Source organism: Ruegeria sp. YKSF57 (assembly GCF_059612585.1).
In genome coordinates, this window is record NZ_JBXWQW010000005.1 from 62,215 (window position 1) to 79,525 (window position 17,311).

Consider the following 17,311-nt stretch of genomic DNA (forward strand, 5'->3'; position numbering starts at 1 on the left):
GCGGCAGCGTTCAGCTGTGCTGGATCGCGGTCAGGGTCAGGGGGCAAGCTTCGCCATTGTAGAAGCAATCAAGGATATCCTGAAACTCGCCGGGCGCGCCGGGGACGGCGGTGAAGAGCGTCATGCAGGAGCGCAGTTTCTTGGCGTCGATGCCGCCGAGGATATCGGAGGCGTTCTTGTCTTTGTGGGTCAACACCAGACGACTGACCTCGACAAGGCGGCGGCGCAGTTCCGGGTGATCGAGATAGGCGGTGGCCTCGTCCAGATCCTCGATCCCGTAGAGCTGCGCCATGTGGGACCGGCCCAGTTCGGCCAATTGCGGAAATACGAACCACATCCAGTGGCTGGTTTTCCGGCCCTCGGTCAGTTCGCGCAGGACAGCGGCCCAAACCGTGTCCTGCGCCTCGATGAACATGTCGAGTTCGTCGTTTATGCCGTCGTCGTCGATCACTTGGCAGTGCGCTTGTTGCGCGTGGCCAGCAGGCGCAGGCGCAGGGCGTTCAGCTTGATGAAGCCCGCCGCGTCTTTTTGATCGTATGCACCGGCGTCTTCCTCAAACGTCACATGCGCCTCGGAATAGAGCGAGTGTTCGGACCAGCGGCCCACGGTCGAGGCCAGACCTTTATACAGCTTCACGCGAACGGTGCCGGTCACGTGTTCTTGCGACTTGTCGATGGCGGCCTGCAGCATCTCGCGCTCGGGGCTGTACCAGAACCCGTTATAGATGAGTTCCGCATATTGCGGCATCAACTGGTCTTTCAGGTGCATCGCGCCGCGATCCATGGTGATCGACTCGATCCCACGATGCGCTTCCAGAAGGATAGTGCCGCCCGGCGTCTCATAGATACCGCGAGACTTCATGCCCACGAACCGGCCCTCGACAAGGTCCAGACGACCGATACCGTGTCTACCGCCATATTCGTTCAGCTTGGTCAGGATCGTGGCCGGGCTCATAGCCTCGCCATTGATGCTGACCGCGTCGCCTTTTTCGAAACCGATTTCGATGAATTCGGGCTCGTTCGGCGCGTCTTCGGGATGGACGGTGCGCTGATAGACGTAGTCAGGCGCCTGAACGGCCGGGTCTTCCAGAACCTTGCCCTCGGACGAGGTGTGCAGCAGGTTCGCATCGACCGAGAACGGAGCTTCGCCGCGCTTGTCCTTGGCGATCGGAATCTGGTTCTGCTCGGCAAATTCCAGCAGCTTGGTTCGGCTGGTCAGATCCCATTCGCGCCAGGGGGCAATCACCTTGATTTCGGGGTTCAGCGCGTAAGCCGCCAGTTCGAACCGCACCTGATCGTTGCCCTTGCCGGTTGCGCCGTGAGCGACGGCATCGGCGCCGGTTTCCTCGGCAATCTCGATCAGGCGTTTCGAGATCAGCGGGCGGGCAATCGACGTGCCCAGCAGGTATAGCCCTTCGTAGACCGCGTTGGCACGAAACATCGGGAAGACGAAATCACGGACGAATTCCTCGCGGATGTCTTCGATATAGATGTTTTCGGGCTTGATTCCGAGCAGTTCGGCCTTTTGGCGGGCGGGGTCCAGTTCTTCGCCCTGACCGAGATCGGCGGTGAAGGTCACGACCTCGCACCCATACTCGGTCTGCAGCCATTTCAGAATGATCGAAGTATCAAGGCCACCGGAATAGGCCAGAACAACTTTCTTGGGCGCGGACATCTGACTTCCCCTTATGCGTAAGACGATTGGCCCCTAACGGGTTTTGAACGTGGGGGCAAGCGGAGTGCATTGACGCATGATAGTAAATCGGGTGAAACAAGCAGGAACTTACAACAAATGGTTGAGGGAGCGGTTTTTATGTTGGGTTGGAGTATTTTTCTGCATTCTGTACGTATGGTTTTCGGCAATCTCAAGCAGGTTCTTCAGATCACGATTGGGCCGGTTCTGGTAGCGCTGGTTTTGATAGTAGGTGCCTTTTTTGCGTTGGGCATCACACCAGAGGTGTTTGACGAAGGCACCACCAAGTTGCCGCCAGGGGTTACGACTGGGAGCTTTTTCCTGTTCCTTTCGATTTTCATGCTGATCATCTGGACGGTCATGTTCTGGATTGCGGTATCCTGGCATCGGTTCATCCTGCTGGAAGAATATCCCAGCGGGATATTCCCCGAGTTCCGGTTTGACCGAATACTGGCCTATTTCGGGCGCGGTATTTTGCTGGGGTTGTTGGGGCTGATTGCCATTTTGCCAATGGCGTTTTTGCTTGCGGCCGTCAGCGGTGGGTCCGCCGGGCTGCCAATCATCGTGATGATCGCTTATATGCTGTTAATTCTCGTTGTTTTGTTTCCACTGGCGATCATTCTGCCTGCTGCCGCAATCGGCCAACCGCTGAGCATGTCGGCGGCGTGGAACAAAACGACCGGCACGGCAGGAACCGTCGTTGTTCTGATCATCGCTTCGTTCCTGTTTCAGGTGGTTGTTCAGCTTGTCAGCACGATTCTGATGATTGTTCCCGTTCTCGGCCCGCTTTTGGTTCTGTTCGCCTCTCTGCTGATACTTCCGCTGATAAATGTCAGTATCCTGACCACGATGTACGGCGTTTTTGTCGAGGGACGCGAGCTACGGTAAGTTGCGGGTACACATATGTATTCCTTGCCCTTTCAACGGTGATGGGGCAGGGAATTTGGCATGACTGATTTCATGACCCGCGCCCGCGCTGCCGAAGAGGCGATGCGAACCGTCTTTCCTGCGACGCCGCTGCAGCGGAACGTGCACTTGTCCGAAAAATATGATGCCGATATCTGGCTCAAGCGCGAGGATCTTAGCCCGGTGCGATCATACAAGATCCGCGGTGCCTTCAACGCCATGCGCAAGCAGGAGGGGCAGGACCTGTTCGTGTGTGCGAGCGCGGGCAATCACGCGCAGGGCGTAGCATTCATGTGCAGGCATCTGGATGTCAGGGGCGTGATTTTCATGCCGGTAACGACGCCACAGCAAAAAATCCAGAAGACCCGGATGTTCGGTGGCGACAATGTCGAGATCCACCTGACCGGTGACTATTTCGATCACACGCTGGCCTCGGCGCAGGAATGGTGCGCTCGGCAGGGCGGGCATTTCCTGTCGCCCTTTGACGATGAGGACGTGATCGAGGGGCAGGCTTCGTTGGCGGTCGAGATCGAAGAGCAGCTTGGCGGCGTGCCCGATCACGTTCTGTTGCCGGTTGGTGGCGGCGGCATGTCGGCGGGGGTATCGACATGGTTTGGCGACCGCACGCATTGCTTGTTCGTCGAGCCCAAGGGCGGCGCTTGCCTGCGTGCGGCGCTTGCGGCGGGGCATCCGGTGTCGCTGGGCCGGGTGGACACGTTTGTTGACGGGGCTGCGGTTGGCCGGATCGGTGACAGGCCGTTTGAACTGCTGAAATCGCGCCACCTGTCGGACGTTCTGGTCCTGTCCGAAGACCGCATTTGCACCACGATCATGGAGATGCTGAACGTAGAAGGTATCGTCCTGGAGCCCGCAGGTGCACTGGCAGTCGAAGCAGTGGCGGATGTGCAAAGCTTCATCCGGGGCAAGACCGTAGTCTGCGTCACTTCGGGCGGCAATTTCGATTTCGAACGCTTGCCCGAGGTCAAAGAGCGCGCCCAGCGCTATTCCGGCGTGAAAAAGTATTTTATCCTTCGCCTGCCGCAACGTCCGGGTGCATTAAAAGAGTTTCTGGGAATTCTGGGGCCCGAGGATGACATTGCCCGCTTTGAATATATGAAAAAATCGGCGCGCAACTTCGGTTCGGTTCTGATCGGAATCGAGACCAGCAAGCTCGAAAATTTCGTGCGTCTGTTTGCGCACCTTGATGACGCAGGGTTCACCTATAACGATATCACCGAGGATGAGACGCTGGCTCAGTTCGTGATCTGACGGTTATGTATTCTGTGCCAAGCCGGTCAGGAATTCAGAATGGGAGACGGTAAAGGTTCTGGTGATCTCCTCTAGGTCCACCAATTCCGCATCGCCGGCGGCGGATTGACGTTCACCATCCTGGCACAGTTTGGAAAAGGCCTGAAATCCCAGGCTCAGGGCGCTGCCCTTGAGGAAATGCAGGTTTCGTTCCAGTTCGGACCGATCCGCATCGGCGCGGATGCGGTCGAGCATTTCCTGCACCTCTTCCATGAAGATCTGCACCACTTCGGGGAATTCGTCCGCGCCGACTTCGTCCCGCAACTGTTTGACCCTTGGCCAATGGATCATGGCGCACCCTTTTTTGGTCTCGTTCATGCTGTGGTAGGGCGTTTCGGGTAAAAATGACGTTAAGGGATTTTGTCACGCTAACTTGCGATGCAGATAGAGATCCTGGCATTCGGATTGCAGGCGTCAAGTGCTTCGAGGCGGCGATATCGGATTGTGAGGGCGGAGCGACGGCGCGTGGGGGCACCATAAGAACGCAGTTTGTCCGTGATGATCCGCTTGGGAAGGAAACCAAGACGCTTTGTCAGGCGGGGCAACAGCCGTTTTGCCGCCCGTTTGTACGGTTTCTGTTGAAGGAGCTCGTCCAGAGCGACGCCATGCTGATCGACCGCGCGCCAAAGCCAATATTTGCGATAAGAGATTTTCACGACAACCACATCAAGATGCCAGACATTGCCTGGGCGACCCTGTTGGCGTCACAAGTTTCGAGCGATCAGCGGTCCGAACTTGATGACCTACGCCGGACAGTTTCGGACATATCTATCCCGCGCTGCAGCAGCATCTCTTCAACTTCCCGGAAGCTCAGGTTGAAACGAGCGTACAACCATACCGCGTGCGCGATGATCTGAGGTGGAAACCGGTAGCGCTTGTAGCTAATCGACGATGACCTCTTCAAAGTCACTTGCGTCCAACCGCGGACATGACCAGCCGAACGACCTTTGGCGTGACAACACCCTCTCTATCGCCGAAACAAGCGGGTCGAAGAAAACATCGCCTCCAACTCCTCGATCCGCTCCTTGCTTTCTTCCCATCGCGCGTTCTGAACCTGGGCGATCAGGGATTCGGAAATCAACTGCAACGCAATGGTCGAATCCCAACTCGAAGGTGCTTCGACCAGTCCGTGAAAGGTGATGTTTGCCCTGCGACCGATGGGAGATCCCCACTGGTCGGTGAACAAGACAACGGTCGCCCCACGCTTTGAGGCGATATCGGCCAGTTTTTCGAGATGGGCCTCATACCGGCGGATGTCATAGATGATCAGAACAGACGTGCCATCCATGTCCAACAGATACTGCGGCCAGACATTGGTGGAATTGCCCAGCATGGTCACATTGGGCCGGATGATCTGCATGTGGTTGAACAGATAATCGGCGTTGGAACGGGTAATTCGTCCGCCCACGACATAGAGGTGGCGGGTGGTGTCGGCCAGCAATTTGGCAACGGCATCGAATTCCGCCGTGTTGATGCGTTCCAGCGTGTGGCGCATGTTTGCCCAAACGGCTTGCGCAAAACGGGGCAAGGGGTGTTCTGCGGTGTCCTCTTCAACCCACGGGCCGCGTTTGGAAAGCGGTTTCTTGATCCGGGCGGCCACCTCATTGCGCAGGGATTCCTGCAAATCAGGAAAGCCGTCAAATCCCAGTTTGCGCGCCATCCTGATTACCGTCGGCGTCGAAACCCCGGCAGCGCCTGCCAGTTTGGTGATCGATTGCAGCCCTGCCATCGGGTAGTCCTGCAGAAGTACCGAGGCAAGCTGCCGCTCGGACCGGGTAAGGTCGTCGATGCCTTCTTGCAGCATCTGTTTCACAAGCTTTGTCGTCGGGATCACGGGGTATCCTCAAATCTAGCTTTTTCTACAGAGTAGGCATTGATGTAGTCATGTCTACAGAAAGTTTGTTGACAACTGAGCGCCCAAGGCTCCCAATGTGAGACAAGAGCGCGAGTCACGTGCGCCGCAAAGATAACGGAACCGGGCCCATCCGAGGAACGGTCAGTAAAACAGGGAAACGGGCATGAATTTCATGCGGAGATACGTCTCGTTCATCGACGGGATAAACCGCTGGATCGGCCGGGTGGTGATGTACGGCATCTTCGTGATGATGGGCATCCTGTTGTGGTCGTCGATCTCCAAGACTTTCTTTCTACCGTCGTTGTGGACGCTGGAAGTAGCGCAGTTTGCGATGGTGGCCTATTACATCCTCGGCGGGCCGTATTCGATCCAGATGGGGTCGAACGTGCGGATGGACTTGCTTTATGGCGAATGGTCCAGCCGACGGCAGGCGTGGACGGATGCGTTTACGGTTCTGTTTCTGATCTTTTATCTGGGTGTGCTGATCTATGGCGGGTGGGACAGTCTGAGCTATTCGCTGCAATACGGTGAACGCAGTCCGACGGCCTGGCGACCCTACCTGTGGCCGATCAAGGTGATCATGCAGGTGGGCCTGATTCTGATGCTGCTGCAGGCGGTATCGGAGTTGTGCAAGGATATCCTGCGCATCAAGGGCGATGACCTCCCGAGGGAGGCGATCTGATGTCTTACGAGATGATCGCCATTGTCATGTTCTCGACCATGATGTTGATGCTGATGACCGGGCAACGGGTGTTCGGTGCCATCGGGTTTGTGGCCGTGGTGGCCTCGCTGCTGCTGTGGGGCGACCGGGGCGGGTATGACATCGGTTTCGCTGCGGCGATGAAGCTGATGAAATGGTATCCGCTGCTGACGCTGCCGATGTTCATCTTTATGGGATATGTCCTGTCGGAATCCAAAATCGCGGACGATCTGTACAAGATGTTTCATGTCTGGATGGGCGGCCTGAACGGTGGTCTGGCAATTGGTACGATTGCCCTCATGGTCCTGATTTCTGCTATGAACGGTCTGAGCGTAGCGGGTATGGCGATTGGCGCCACGATCGCCCTGCCGGAACTGTTGAAGCGCGGATATGACAAGCGCATGGTGACTGGTGTCATTCAGGCTGGTTCATCCCTGGGTATTCTCGTGCCGCCCTCTGTCGTGCTCGTTCTTTACGCGATGATTGCGCGGCAGCCGGTGGGACAACTATGGTTGGCAGGTGTCATTCCGGGGCTGATGATGGCGGCTATGTTCATTCTCTACATCGCCATCCGTTGCAAACTGAACCCTGCTTTGGGTCAGGCCATGGATCGCGAAAACCTGGCTGAATATGAACGAACTACGGACAATCCTTTGCGCCTGAACTATCTTGCCTTGCTGGGCGTTGTCGCCGTTCCGGCGTTGTTGGGCCTGGGTGCAGTGACGGCCAAGGCCGCAATCGGCATCGCTGCAGTGATTGGTGCGTTGTCTTTTGCCACCCGAAAAACCCCGGCCTTTTACAAGGATGTCTTCCTCAAGGAGAAATACCGTCTGCTTTTCGCAGGTGTCCTGCCGCTGGCGATTTTTGCCGCGATGATGATCCCGTTCGTGAACGGCTGGACTTCCCTAGTGGAAAGTTCCGCCATCGGTGCGCTGACGGCCTTTGTCGCGGCGGTTCTGAAAGGGCGGATGAATCGGCAGGTTTTCGAGACCTCGGTGCGCTCGACGCTGGGTATTTCGTGCATGTTCATGTGGATCATTCTGGCGGCGCTGGCTTTTGGCGCCGTGTTTGACGGGCTTGGGGCGGTGCGCGCCATCGAGAACCTGTTCACCCAGCGTCTGGGGCTGAGCCCCTGGATGATCCTGATCCTGATGCAGCTGAGTTTCATCGTAATGGGCACGTTTCTTGACGATACGGCTATGCTGGTGATCGTGGCGCCGCTTTACGTGCCGTTGGTGCAGGCGTTGGGATTCGACCTGATCTGGTACGGTGTGCTGTACACGATCACGACTCAGATCGCCTATATGACACCGCCATTTGGCTATAACCTGTTTCTGATGCGAGCCATGGCGCCGCCAGACATTACTCTGCGCGATATTTATGGGTCGATCCTGCCCTTCGTGCTGGTGATGGCGCTGGCGCTGGCGATCATCATGGTGTTTCCGCAGATCGCACTGTGGTTGCCGGAGGCCGTTTACAACAAATGATCCCGGATCGAACCGGGGCTTATGAGAGAGCAATTCGTTGATTTCAACTGGGAGAGAGAAAATGACGACAAGACGTAAGTTTTTGAAAGGGGCCGCAGTTGTTCCTGCGGCATCGCTGGCCGCACCGGCGCTGGCGCAATCGACGATCAAGTGGCGGATGCAGACCTATGCCGGCCCTGCGCTGGCCGAACATGTGGTCGATCCGGCGATCAACCTGTTCAACCAGATTGCCGGAGACCGGATGCAGATCGAGCTGTTTTATGCCGATCAGCTGGTGCCCACCGGCGAGTTGTTTCGCGCCATGCAGCGGGGCACTATCGACGCGGTGCAATCGGACGACGACTCGATGGCCTCGCCCACCGAAGTGACAGTTTTCGGCGGGTATTTCCCCTTTGCTTCGCGTTATTCTCTGGATGTGCCTGTACTGTTCAATCAGTACGGCCTGAACGAAATATGGGACGAGGAATATTCCAAGGTCGGCGTCAAGCATATCAGTGCCGGTTCGTGGGACCCTTGCCATTTCGCCACCAAGGACCCGATCAACTCGCTGGCCGATCTGCAGGGCAAGCGTGTCTTTACTTTCCCGACCGCAGGCCGGTTCCTTAGCCAGTTCGGTGTGGTGCCTGTCACCCTCCCGTGGGAGGATATCGAAGTTGCGGTTCAGACCGGCGAACTGGATGGTATTGCCTGGTCCGGGATTACCGAGGATTACACCGTCGGTTGGGCGGATGTGACCAACTATTTCCTGACCAACAACATTTCAGGGGCGTGGATTGGCCACTTCTTTGCCAATAACGAACGTTGGGAGGAATTGCCGGAGGATCTGAAGCTGTTGTTCAAGGTATGCTGTGAGCAATCCCACTATTATCGCCAGTGGTGGTATTGGGGCGGCGAGGCATCGCTACGGGTCAACGGAACCAAGATGCAGCTTACCTCGATTCCGGATGCGGAATGGGCGCAAGTCGAAGCCGCCGCAACGAAATTCTGGGACGAGATCGCCGCCGAATCCGAGACCAAGGCCAAGGTGGTCCAGATATTCAAACAGTATAACGCCGACATGCAAAAGGCCGGGCGGCCTTATCGCTACAGCTGACCAATCTGCCCTGACCTGCGCGTGTGGGTCAGGGCAAAAATCGCATTGACCGGTGGGGTTGCAAGGTTCATAGAGCCGAAAAAACCAGGAGCTTTCGGAATGACCATCACACGCATCGAAACCGGCCAGCGCATGAGCAAGATCGTCAAGCACAATGGCACCGTCTACCTGTGCGGTCAGGTAGGAGACGGTGAGACCGTCGCGGATCAGACGCGCGATTGCCTGTCCCGTGTCGAGGCGCTGCTGGAACAGGCGGGAACGGACAAAACCCGGATTTTGCAGGCAATCGTCTGGCTGGCGGACATGGCCGATTTTGCCGAGATGAACGCTGTATGGGATGCTTGGGTGCCCGAGGGCCACGCCCCCGCGCGCGCTTGCGGCGAGGCCAGGTTGGCGCGCGACACACTGCGCGTCGAAATCATCGTCACGGCCGCCGAGAAGTAACGGGCGTTTTCACTCAAAGCTGATTTCGACCGAGCCGAAGCGACCGAAATCCGCATGAATTTCGGAACCGGAAGGGCATTCCACGGGTCGAATGAAGCTGCCCGATAGAATGATGTGACCGGGTTCAATCCTCTGGCTGAACTCCGCCATGCGGCGGGCCAGCCAGACGACGCTTTCGACGGGGTCGTTCAAAACACCGGCGCCAAGCCCGGTTTCCTCGATCTCGCCATTGCGGAATGCAAGGGCGCCAACCCAGCGAAGGTCAAAGGCGTTGATGGCGTGTCGTTCGGCACCCAGAACGATCCCGGCATTGGCGGCGTTGTCGCTGATCGTGTCGCATACGTTGCGGGCTGTTCCGGTGTCGGGATCGACCCGCAGAATTCGGGTATCAAGGATTTCGAGCGCAGGCACGACACAGTCAGTGGCCGCAATGACTTCTTCGCGGGTGACATTTACGCCGCCGATGGCGGATTTCATCACAAACGCGATCTCAGCCTCGATCCGGGGCTGGATGAACCGCCCTTTTGGCACCGTGCTTTCGTTTTCGAACGCCATATCGTCGAACAAAATTCCACTGTCGGGAATATCGATGTTCAGCGCATATTGCATGGCCTTCGATGTCAGGCCGATTTTCCAGCCGATCACCTTTCGGCCCTGCGCCAGTTTGGCGCGCTGGATTTCATATTGTATGGCATAGGCGTCATCCATGGTCATGTCCGGATGGCGCAGGCTGAGCAGGCCGATCTGGGTACGCTCGCGTTCGGCGGTCAGCAAATCGGCGGCGGCACGGGCGTGATCTTGCGGAGTCATGGCTGTTCGTCTGCCACACCGTTGCGCAGGATGCCAATGCCGCCAACTTCGACTTCGACCACGTCACCCGGTTCAAGGTAGCGTGGTGGATCGAACCGCGCGCCCGCACCGGTTGGTGTTCCGGTGATGATGATGTCACCGGGCCGCAGCGTCATGAAGGTAGAGATATAGGCGATTTCCTCGCGGATCGGGAAGATCATGCGGTTGAGGGTGTCGTTTTGGCGTTCTTGGCCATTCACCCTCGTTATGATCCGGGCATCGTCCAATTGGGCAGGATCACGGAAGGGGACCAACCAAGGGCCAAGCGCGCCGGATTTGTCCCAATTCTTGCCTTGCGTGACATTGAACTTCGCGTGCCGGACCCAATCGCGAATGGTGCCTTCATTGCACAGCGTCAGCGCGGCAATGTGTCCGTATGCATCCTCAGCCTTGATGCGACGTCCGGTCTTGCCGATGACAATTGCCACCTCGCCTTCGTAGTCCAATGTGTGGTTCTCCGGCGGGCGGATCAGAGGCAGATTGTGTCCGGTGAATCCGCTGGCGAAACGTGGGAACAGGGACATATACTTGGGTTGCGCACTGCCGTCTTTGTATTCTGAATTTCGGTCGGGAAAGTTCACCCCGACACACAGGATGCGAGGCGCGTTGGGCAGCGGAATATCGTAAGAGAAATCGGTGTGTGTGACCGGACGACCCTGTGCGGCGGCTTCAAGCTGATCCAATCCGCCATCCCGGATGACGTCAAGGAGTGTGGGCCAATTGGGGAAGTTCGGCGACAGGGCTACCGCGCCGCCGTCGGTGATAGCGCCATAGTATGTCTTGCCCTCGGCAATGAAGCTCGCAAATCGCATGGTTTGCCTTTGCTATTGAACCGGAAAGATGACGTTGGTTTGCCCGGTGCCGGATGAGGGGAAATACTCGGTCACGACCTCACATTTGCCTGTGTAGTCGTCCCATCCCAGCGCACCATACAGCATCGACGTGTCATGCATGGATCCCTCGCCACAACAGAAGGTCGCATAATCACCCAGCATCTTCAGGAAGGTCGCGTGATCGCCATTCTTCCACATCTCCAGTACATGCAGGTCGACTTGGCGGTTGAACTCGGAACTGATGGTGAAGGTGCCGTTATTGGCGGCATAGTCCTTGTTGGCCCAGATCTTGTGAGACAAAGAGCCAGAGGCGACAAGCAACACCTTGCTGTCGCTGGCTTCGACGGCCTCGCGGATCGCCTCGCCGATGAGGCGGCTTTCGGAATGGTCATGTACGGTGGCCCAGGCGGCGACCGAGACGACCTTCATGTCGTGTTCGCGGCTCATGAACCGCATTGGCACCAATGTGCCATATTCCAGTTCCAGACTGTCCAGGTGATGCGCAAGTGTATAGACACCCTTGTCTGATGCCACTTTGGCAATGGCGTCGCCAAGCTCCGGATTGCCGTCGTAGGAGTACGGCAAATCCTGAATGAATTGTGGAAACTCATTCGAGGTAAACAACCCTTCGAACCTGGCGTTCGCATTGATGTGAAAGCCTGCGTTGATCACCCAATGAGTGTCGCAGATCACGACGGTATCAGCGCTCAACGCCTTGGCGCGGCGGGCGATTTCGCGGTGGCCGTCAATGGCGGGCTGCCTTTTGCCCTTGATCGGACCTTCCTGCTCCGACATCAACAATGTCGGCACGTGGGTCATCTTGGCGGCGAGTACGATTTCTCCCATTTTAGGTTCCTCCCGAGGTGTCGCTGGTAGTCAGGCGCCCAGCCGCATTATTTTGTGCTGGCCGGTTGCGAAACCGATATGCTTCTGTTCCATGTAAAACTCAAAACTCCAGTCGCCGCCATCGCGGCCGATACCACTGGCCTTGACCCCCCCGAACGGTGTGGGCAAGTGGCGGACGTTTTCCGAGTTTACCCAGATCATCCCTGCTTCGAGCCTGTCGGTAAAGCGCAGGGCGCGGGTCAGGTCGTTGGTCCAGACATATCCTGTCAGACCATAGGGCGTGCCGTTGGCAATGTGCAGCGCTTCCTCTTCGCTGGAAAAGGGTATTGACGTCAGGACCGGGCCGAAGATCTCTTCTTGCGCAATACGCATGTTGTTGCTTGCATTGGTGAAGAGGGTAGGGCGGACGAAAAAACCCTCGTCGCCAACGGTGGTTCCGCCCGCAGCGATGGTCGCGCCGTCTGATCTGGCGATGTCAAAATAGGATGTGACCTTTTCGAAATGTTCTTCGGTCACCAGCGGGCCGATTTCGGTTGTCGGGTCGAGCGGATGGCCGACCTTGATTGTGTTGACGCGTTCGACCAGCCTGGTCTCGAATTCCTCCTTGATGGTGTCCTGCACCAACAGACGTGAAGATGACGTACAGCGCTCACCATTGATCGAGTAGATCATGAAGATCACCGCGTCCAGCGCGCGGTCAAGATCGGCGTCATCAAAGACGATGACCGGGTTCTTACCGCCAAGTTCCAGGTGCATCCGTTTGAGCGTATCCGCGCCCTGTTTGGTGATGATCGACCCGGTGCGGCTTTCGCCGACAAAGGCGATGGCCTTGATCAGAGGGTGCTCGGTCAATCGTTTCCCGGCCTCTTCGCCAAAGCCGTTGACGGTGTTCAGCACGCCGGGCGGCAAGCCGGCCTCCTCAGCGATCTCGACCAGCAGGCGGGCGGTCAGGGGACTGGCCTCTGCGGGCTTGTGAACCACAGTGCAACCTGCGGCCAGCGCCGGAGCAATTTTCCATGTCGACAGCATGAACGGCGTGTTCCACGGTGTGATGACACCGACCGGGCCAATCGGCACGCGTGTGGTGATGTTCATCAACGTGGACGATTTCAAGTGCTGGCCGTCGCGGGCCTGCACCACCTGATCGGCGAAATAGCGGAAATTCTCGGCCCCGCGCAACGCCGCCTTGGACATGAAGCGAAGGGTTTGACCGGTGTCCCAGCATTCGCAAAGGGCGATTTCCTCGGCCCGCGCTTCGATACACTCCGCGATGTTCAGCAGGATTTTCCGCCGCTCGGTCGCGGCCATGTCACGCCAGCTTTCGAACGCGCCTGCCGCAGCTACGGCCGCCGCATCTATGTCGGCGGCTGTCCCGTGGGCGACATCGCAAATCACAGACTTGTCGACTGGAGACACAGTCCGAAACACGCCACCCGACCCGTTTCGATCCTGACCTGCGATCCGGTTGCGAATACCGGTTTCGCGAAAGCGGGAAAGGTAGCTGTCGAGTTTCGCGAGGTTGTCGTCCAATACGGTCATTGCGAGTGCTCCAGATGGTCCCGGATGGTCCCGGTCTTTGCAGAAAGGTCCGGGTCTATGTCGCGTATCTCCAGCGACAGGGCGATCGAGTGGTGCGCCATGGCTGGTGCAAGAAACGCTTGGGCGGCCTCGAATATGCGATGTGTGGCGTCCTTCTTGACATCCAAAGTTCGGCCCGCACGAAGACGGACGGAAATGTCAATGAACCCGTGTTTCGGATCACCGTCCGCGATCGAACAGAAATCGCAGGCAAAGGCGCGCACCCTGATCCCGGCCAGGGGAAAAACACCCGTTTCAATCCCTGCCAGCCGAAGCGTGTTGCACAGGGCCGCCATATCGACGATCTGCTCCAGGTTTCTGGAATACTCGATGTTGAAATGCGGCATAGTATCCCCTCACTACTTCACTTGTTAACTAAAAATTGGCAGAATGTCAACCGTGTACAGCACCAAGCCGCCTGGGCTTGTTCAGAACAATAGGGCAGGCAGGACTGTGGCGATTTGCGGAACGAACCAGATGATTGCGACCGCCACGGCTTGTAGCAGGATGAAGGGCGCCACTCCGGCATAGATATGTGCGGTTGTCACCTCGGGTGGAGCTGCGCCCCGCAAGTAGAACAACGAAAAGCCGAAAGGCGGCGTCAGGAACGATGTTTGCAGATTGATTGCGATCAGAACTGACAGCCAGATCGGATCGTGCCCCATGACGATCAAGGTCGGCAATACAAGCGGCAGTACGATCACAGAGATTTCGACAAAATCCAGAAAGAAGCCGAGAATGAAGATAAACAACATGCAGAAAAGAAGTGCGCCATTCGCGCCCCCCGGAAGTTTCTGCAGAATAGCCGCCACGCGGTCTTCGCCGCCCAGCCCGATGAATACGAGTGAAAAAACCCCGGCCGCCAAGATTGTTGCGAAGATCATCGAGGTCATCGTCAAGGTCGACGTCAGCGCAGGCTGAATGATCTTATGTGCAGTAAGCGAGCGGACTGCCGACAGGATGGAAACACCGCCGACAACGGCAAGGGCAAGATAGACAATTCCGACACCAGCCTCGAATCCGGTAAGGTCACTGCGTTGAAACCGAACGGGAAAAAGGCCGGCGCCAAGTGCCAAAAGGGTCAGCGCGGTAACCCCAATAAACAACAGACGCTTGCGCTCGCCAGTTCTTTCCGCGGCCAGAAGCGCGGCGCCAATTCCGCCGACCGAAGCTGCCTCGGTCGGTGATGCGATGCCGCTGAGGATTGCGCCCAACACTGCAAGAATGAGAAGGAACGCGGGCAGGATCGCGCGAGATATTTCGTTCAGATCAGGCTTGCGACCATTTCCCGGCGATGGCGGTAAATCGTTCGGGCGAAGCATACCGCGCGCAAGGATATATAGAATGTACAGGGCGACCATTGTCAGACCGGGAAGCAGAGCCGAGGCAAAGACCTGACCGACAGAGATGGTTTCGATGGAAAACTTGCCAAGTTCATACTGGGCTTGCTGATAGGCGTTCGACACCACGTCAGACAGGATGATCAACAGTGTCGAGGGCGGGATGATCTGCCCCAGGGTTCCGGCGGAACAGACGATGCCTGACGCAACACGGGGATCATACCCGGCCCGCAGCATGGAGGGCAGGGCGATCATCCCCATTGCGACAACTGTCGCCCCCACGATTCCCGTCGAAGCGGCCAGCAGCATGCCGACCAACACCACCGAGATACCCAAACCGCCCCTGAGCTGCCCGAAGGATCGGCCCATCGTGTCCAGCATGTCTTCGGCGATCCGGCTTTTCTCAAGGATTGCTCCCATCAGAACAAAGAGCGGAATCGCGATCAGGACGTTGTTGGTCAAAAGACCATAGATACGCTGCGACATTGCGCCAAGCAGGGACAGGTCCATCACGCCGAGGACCCACCCCAACAGCGCAAACAGAATGGCGGTGCCTGCGATGCTGAACGCCACCGGAAAGCCAGACAGGATGACGGCGACCAACCCCGCGAACATGATCAGGTCCAGGTATTCAGCCATCGCGTGGCCTTTCCGCCAAAAGCCGCAGGACGCAGGCCACAGATTGAAGCAGGACGAGGACGCAGAAAAGCGGTATCAATGACTTCAGCAGAAACACTGCTTTGATCCCACCGACCGAGATCGGGCCTTCCAGAATCTTCCAGGAATTTCGGACCGCAGGCCAGGACCAGTAGAAGATCATGATCATCGCGGGCATAAGCAGGAAAACATGCCCCGCAAGGTCGATACGCCGACGGCCCGTCGGCCCGAGCTTGGCATAGAAAATGTCGACCCGAACGTGACCGTCCACCAAAAGCGTGTAACCCGCCCCCAACATGAACAGGGTTGAATGCAGATAAAGAACTGACTCTTGCGTTGCGATAGTGCTGAAACCGAAGGCATAGCGCGCGACGACAATGGCAAATTGAATCAGTAGCATTGCCAGTGCGAACCAGCGCACCGCCAGACCGGTTGCACGATTGATGCCGTCAAGCGTCTCGATGAGCCTTTTCATCACCACCTCAAAAAGAACCGATGCGCATGTTCACGCATCGGTTCAGGCTGATCGCCCGATGACTCAATAGCCCAGAACGCTTGCGCGGGCGTTCATTTGCCCGTTGTCGGCAAAGGTCATGTAGGCCCCGACAGAATCGCGGTAATCTACAAAGTTCTGAGTGATGCGGCGCACCAGTTCGTCGTCGTCATTGGCAAGGTCTTCCATGACCTCTGCCGCGGCAACACCCATGGCAACGACCACGTCGTCCGGAAGCTGCCTGACCTGCACCCCTTCGTTTGCGACCATGGCCGCAAGCGCCTGTGCGTGCTTGGTGGTGTATTCGGTCCAGACCGGATTATAGAGGCTTTCGCAGGCAAAACTGACGGCCTGCTTCAAATCGTCCGGCAGCCCAGAATAGACCTCGAGATTGACCGCACATTCCTCCGCTGAAGACGGCTCACCCACGCCCGGCCAGTAATAGTTCTTGGCAACCTGGAAGAAGCCGAGCGCGCTGTCCGTCCACGGGCCGATGAACTCTCCGGCGTCCAGCGCACCGGTCTGCAGCGCCTGAAACATGTCGCGCCCGCCCATGGCTTGCACCGCCATGCCGAGCTTGGAGCACATCTCGGACGCAAGACCGGTGGTGCGGAATTTGAGCCCCTTGAGATCATCGACGGAATTGATTTCGTCCCGGAACCAGCCCTGCCATTGCGGGCCGGAGTTGCCGCACAGAAATGGCTTTAATCCGAAACGTCCGTACATTTCGTCATACAGGGCCTGACCGCCACCGTGATAAAGCCAGCCGAATTGCTCGTCGGCCCTGAGGCCAAACGGCTGCGACCCGAACAACAGGATGCCCTTGGACTTGGACCCCCAATAGGCTGGAACCGCGTGGTAAAGCTCTGCCGTCCCCTCCGAGACCGCGTCGAACACACCGCGCCCCGGCACCAGCTCTCCGGCGGCGAACAGTTTCACTTCGATGCGTCCGCCGGACAGGTTGGTGATCCGATCCGCTAGCATCTGCGCAGCAACGCCCGGCCCCGGCAGGTTCTTGGGCCACGCGGTGACCATCTTCCATTGCCGGATATCCTGTGCAATCGCCGGGCTTGCCAATGCCGTGGCCGCAACGCCCGTTACACCCGCTTTCACAAAATCTCTGCGTTTCATTGTCTCCTCCCCGTTCAATACTTGTTATGCGTACCATATTCACTTTCAGGAATAGACATAATTCCGTCAACGATTAGTTGCGGGTCTGCCCGCACGTAG

Annotated in this window: 18 protein-coding genes and 1 pseudogene; 6 read left to right on the forward strand and 13 right to left on the reverse strand. The window is 57.5% G+C overall.

From position 1 onward, the window contains the following. Window positions 1-10: 10 nt before the first annotated feature. Both AC2FLX_RS03190 and AC2FLX_RS03195 read right to left on the reverse strand, forming a co-directional pair. A complete protein-coding gene (locus AC2FLX_RS03190) occupies window positions 11-415 on the reverse strand; it encodes a DUF1810 domain-containing protein (protein ID WP_480750197.1) in 405 nt (134 codons plus the stop codon). A 32-nt stretch (window positions 416-447) separates the two neighbouring features. Then, the gene (locus AC2FLX_RS03195; RefSeq protein ID WP_496811113.1) at window positions 448-1,674 is read right to left on the reverse strand and encodes an argininosuccinate synthase; all 1,227 of its coding nucleotides are present in this window, start codon (window positions 1,672-1,674) and stop codon (window positions 448-450) included. A 138-nt stretch (window positions 1,675-1,812) separates the two neighbouring features. Between AC2FLX_RS03195 and AC2FLX_RS03200 the strand changes: the two genes are divergently transcribed. Continuing rightward, the gene (locus AC2FLX_RS03200; RefSeq protein WP_496811112.1) at window positions 1,813-2,580 is read left to right on the forward strand and encodes a hypothetical protein; all 768 of its coding nucleotides are present in this window, start codon (window positions 1,813-1,815) and stop codon (window positions 2,578-2,580) included. A 60-nt stretch (window positions 2,581-2,640) separates the two neighbouring features. Then, a complete protein-coding gene (gene ilvA / locus AC2FLX_RS03205; protein WP_496811111.1) occupies window positions 2,641-3,867 on the forward strand; it encodes a threonine ammonia-lyase IlvA in 1,227 nt (408 codons plus the stop codon). A gap of 3 nt (window positions 3,868-3,870) precedes the next feature. On the opposite strand, the gene AC2FLX_RS03210 is transcribed toward ilvA, so the two are convergent. From AC2FLX_RS03210 to AC2FLX_RS03220, 3 genes and pseudogenes are all read right to left on the reverse strand, one after another. Then, a complete protein-coding gene (locus tag AC2FLX_RS03210) occupies window positions 3,871-4,197 on the reverse strand; it encodes an Hpt domain-containing protein (RefSeq protein ID WP_496748668.1) in 327 nt (108 codons plus the stop codon). 77 nt (window positions 4,198-4,274) lie between these two features. Then, window positions 4,275-4,810 (reverse strand): annotated as a pseudogene (locus tag AC2FLX_RS03215) (IS6 family transposase). Between the two features lie 63 nt (window positions 4,811-4,873). Next, window positions 4,874-5,740, reverse strand: coding sequence for a MurR/RpiR family transcriptional regulator (locus AC2FLX_RS03220; RefSeq protein ID WP_480750071.1), 867 nt, complete (start codon window positions 5,738-5,740; stop codon window positions 4,874-4,876). 184 nt (window positions 5,741-5,924) lie between these two features. Here AC2FLX_RS03220 and AC2FLX_RS03225 point away from each other — a divergent pair, with 184 nt between their 5' ends. The 4 genes from AC2FLX_RS03225 (at window position 5,925) to AC2FLX_RS03240 (ending at window position 9,485) form a co-directional block, all read left to right on the forward strand. Further along, window positions 5,925-6,443 carry a TRAP transporter small permease subunit gene (locus tag AC2FLX_RS03225; RefSeq protein WP_496811110.1) on the forward strand — a complete coding sequence of 173 codons (519 nt, stop codon included), beginning with the start codon at window positions 5,925-5,927 and terminating at the stop codon, window positions 6,441-6,443. After that, on the forward strand, window positions 6,443-7,948 hold the full coding sequence (locus AC2FLX_RS03230; RefSeq protein WP_496811109.1) for a TRAP transporter large permease: 1,506 nt from the start codon (window positions 6,443-6,445) through the stop codon (window positions 7,946-7,948). Before AC2FLX_RS03225 ends, AC2FLX_RS03230 begins: the two co-directional genes overlap by 1 nt. 61 nt (window positions 7,949-8,009) lie before the next feature. Beyond that, window positions 8,010-9,041 (forward strand): TRAP transporter substrate-binding protein, encoded by a 1,032-nt coding sequence (locus AC2FLX_RS03235; protein ID WP_480750074.1) that lies wholly within the window; start codon window positions 8,010-8,012, stop codon window positions 9,039-9,041. A 99-nt stretch (window positions 9,042-9,140) separates the two neighbouring features. Beyond that, on the forward strand, window positions 9,141-9,485 hold the full coding sequence (locus AC2FLX_RS03240) for a RidA family protein (protein ID WP_480750075.1): 345 nt from the start codon (window positions 9,141-9,143) through the stop codon (window positions 9,483-9,485). A 9-nt stretch (window positions 9,486-9,494) separates the two neighbouring features. On the opposite strand, the gene hpaH is transcribed toward AC2FLX_RS03240, so the two are convergent. From hpaH to AC2FLX_RS03280, 8 genes are all read right to left on the reverse strand, one after another. After that, window positions 9,495-10,295 (reverse strand): 2-oxo-hept-4-ene-1,7-dioate hydratase, encoded by an 801-nt coding sequence (gene hpaH / locus AC2FLX_RS03245; protein WP_496811108.1) that lies wholly within the window; start codon window positions 10,293-10,295, stop codon window positions 9,495-9,497. Continuing rightward, on the reverse strand, window positions 10,292-11,146 hold the full coding sequence (locus AC2FLX_RS03250) for a fumarylacetoacetate hydrolase family protein (protein WP_480750077.1): 855 nt from the start codon (window positions 11,144-11,146) through the stop codon (window positions 10,292-10,294). Before AC2FLX_RS03250 ends, hpaH begins: the two co-directional genes overlap by 4 nt. A gap of 12 nt (window positions 11,147-11,158) precedes the next feature. After that, complete coding sequence (gene hpaD, locus AC2FLX_RS03255) at window positions 11,159-12,013, reverse strand: 3,4-dihydroxyphenylacetate 2,3-dioxygenase (protein WP_496811107.1); 855 nt, start codon at window positions 12,011-12,013, stop codon at window positions 11,159-11,161. A 30-nt stretch (window positions 12,014-12,043) separates the two neighbouring features. Then, window positions 12,044-13,552, reverse strand: coding sequence for a 5-carboxymethyl-2-hydroxymuconate semialdehyde dehydrogenase (hpaE, locus tag AC2FLX_RS03260; RefSeq protein ID WP_496811106.1), 1,509 nt, complete (start codon window positions 13,550-13,552; stop codon window positions 12,044-12,046). Continuing rightward, window positions 13,549-13,938 (reverse strand): 5-carboxymethyl-2-hydroxymuconate Delta-isomerase, encoded by a 390-nt coding sequence (locus AC2FLX_RS03265; protein ID WP_496748224.1) that lies wholly within the window; start codon window positions 13,936-13,938, stop codon window positions 13,549-13,551. Before AC2FLX_RS03265 ends, hpaE begins: the two co-directional genes overlap by 4 nt. An 81-nt stretch (window positions 13,939-14,019) precedes the next feature. Next, a complete protein-coding gene (locus tag AC2FLX_RS03270; protein ID WP_496811105.1) occupies window positions 14,020-15,570 on the reverse strand; it encodes a TRAP transporter large permease in 1,551 nt (516 codons plus the stop codon). Beyond that, complete coding sequence (locus AC2FLX_RS03275) at window positions 15,563-16,063, reverse strand: TRAP transporter small permease subunit (RefSeq protein ID WP_496748221.1); 501 nt, start codon at window positions 16,061-16,063, stop codon at window positions 15,563-15,565. Before AC2FLX_RS03275 ends, AC2FLX_RS03270 begins: the two co-directional genes overlap by 8 nt. A 63-nt stretch (window positions 16,064-16,126) precedes the next feature. Next, window positions 16,127-17,212 carry a TRAP transporter substrate-binding protein gene (locus tag AC2FLX_RS03280; protein ID WP_480750083.1) on the reverse strand — a complete coding sequence of 362 codons (1,086 nt, stop codon included), beginning with the start codon at window positions 17,210-17,212 and terminating at the stop codon, window positions 16,127-16,129. Between the last annotated feature and the right edge of the window lie 99 nt (window positions 17,213-17,311).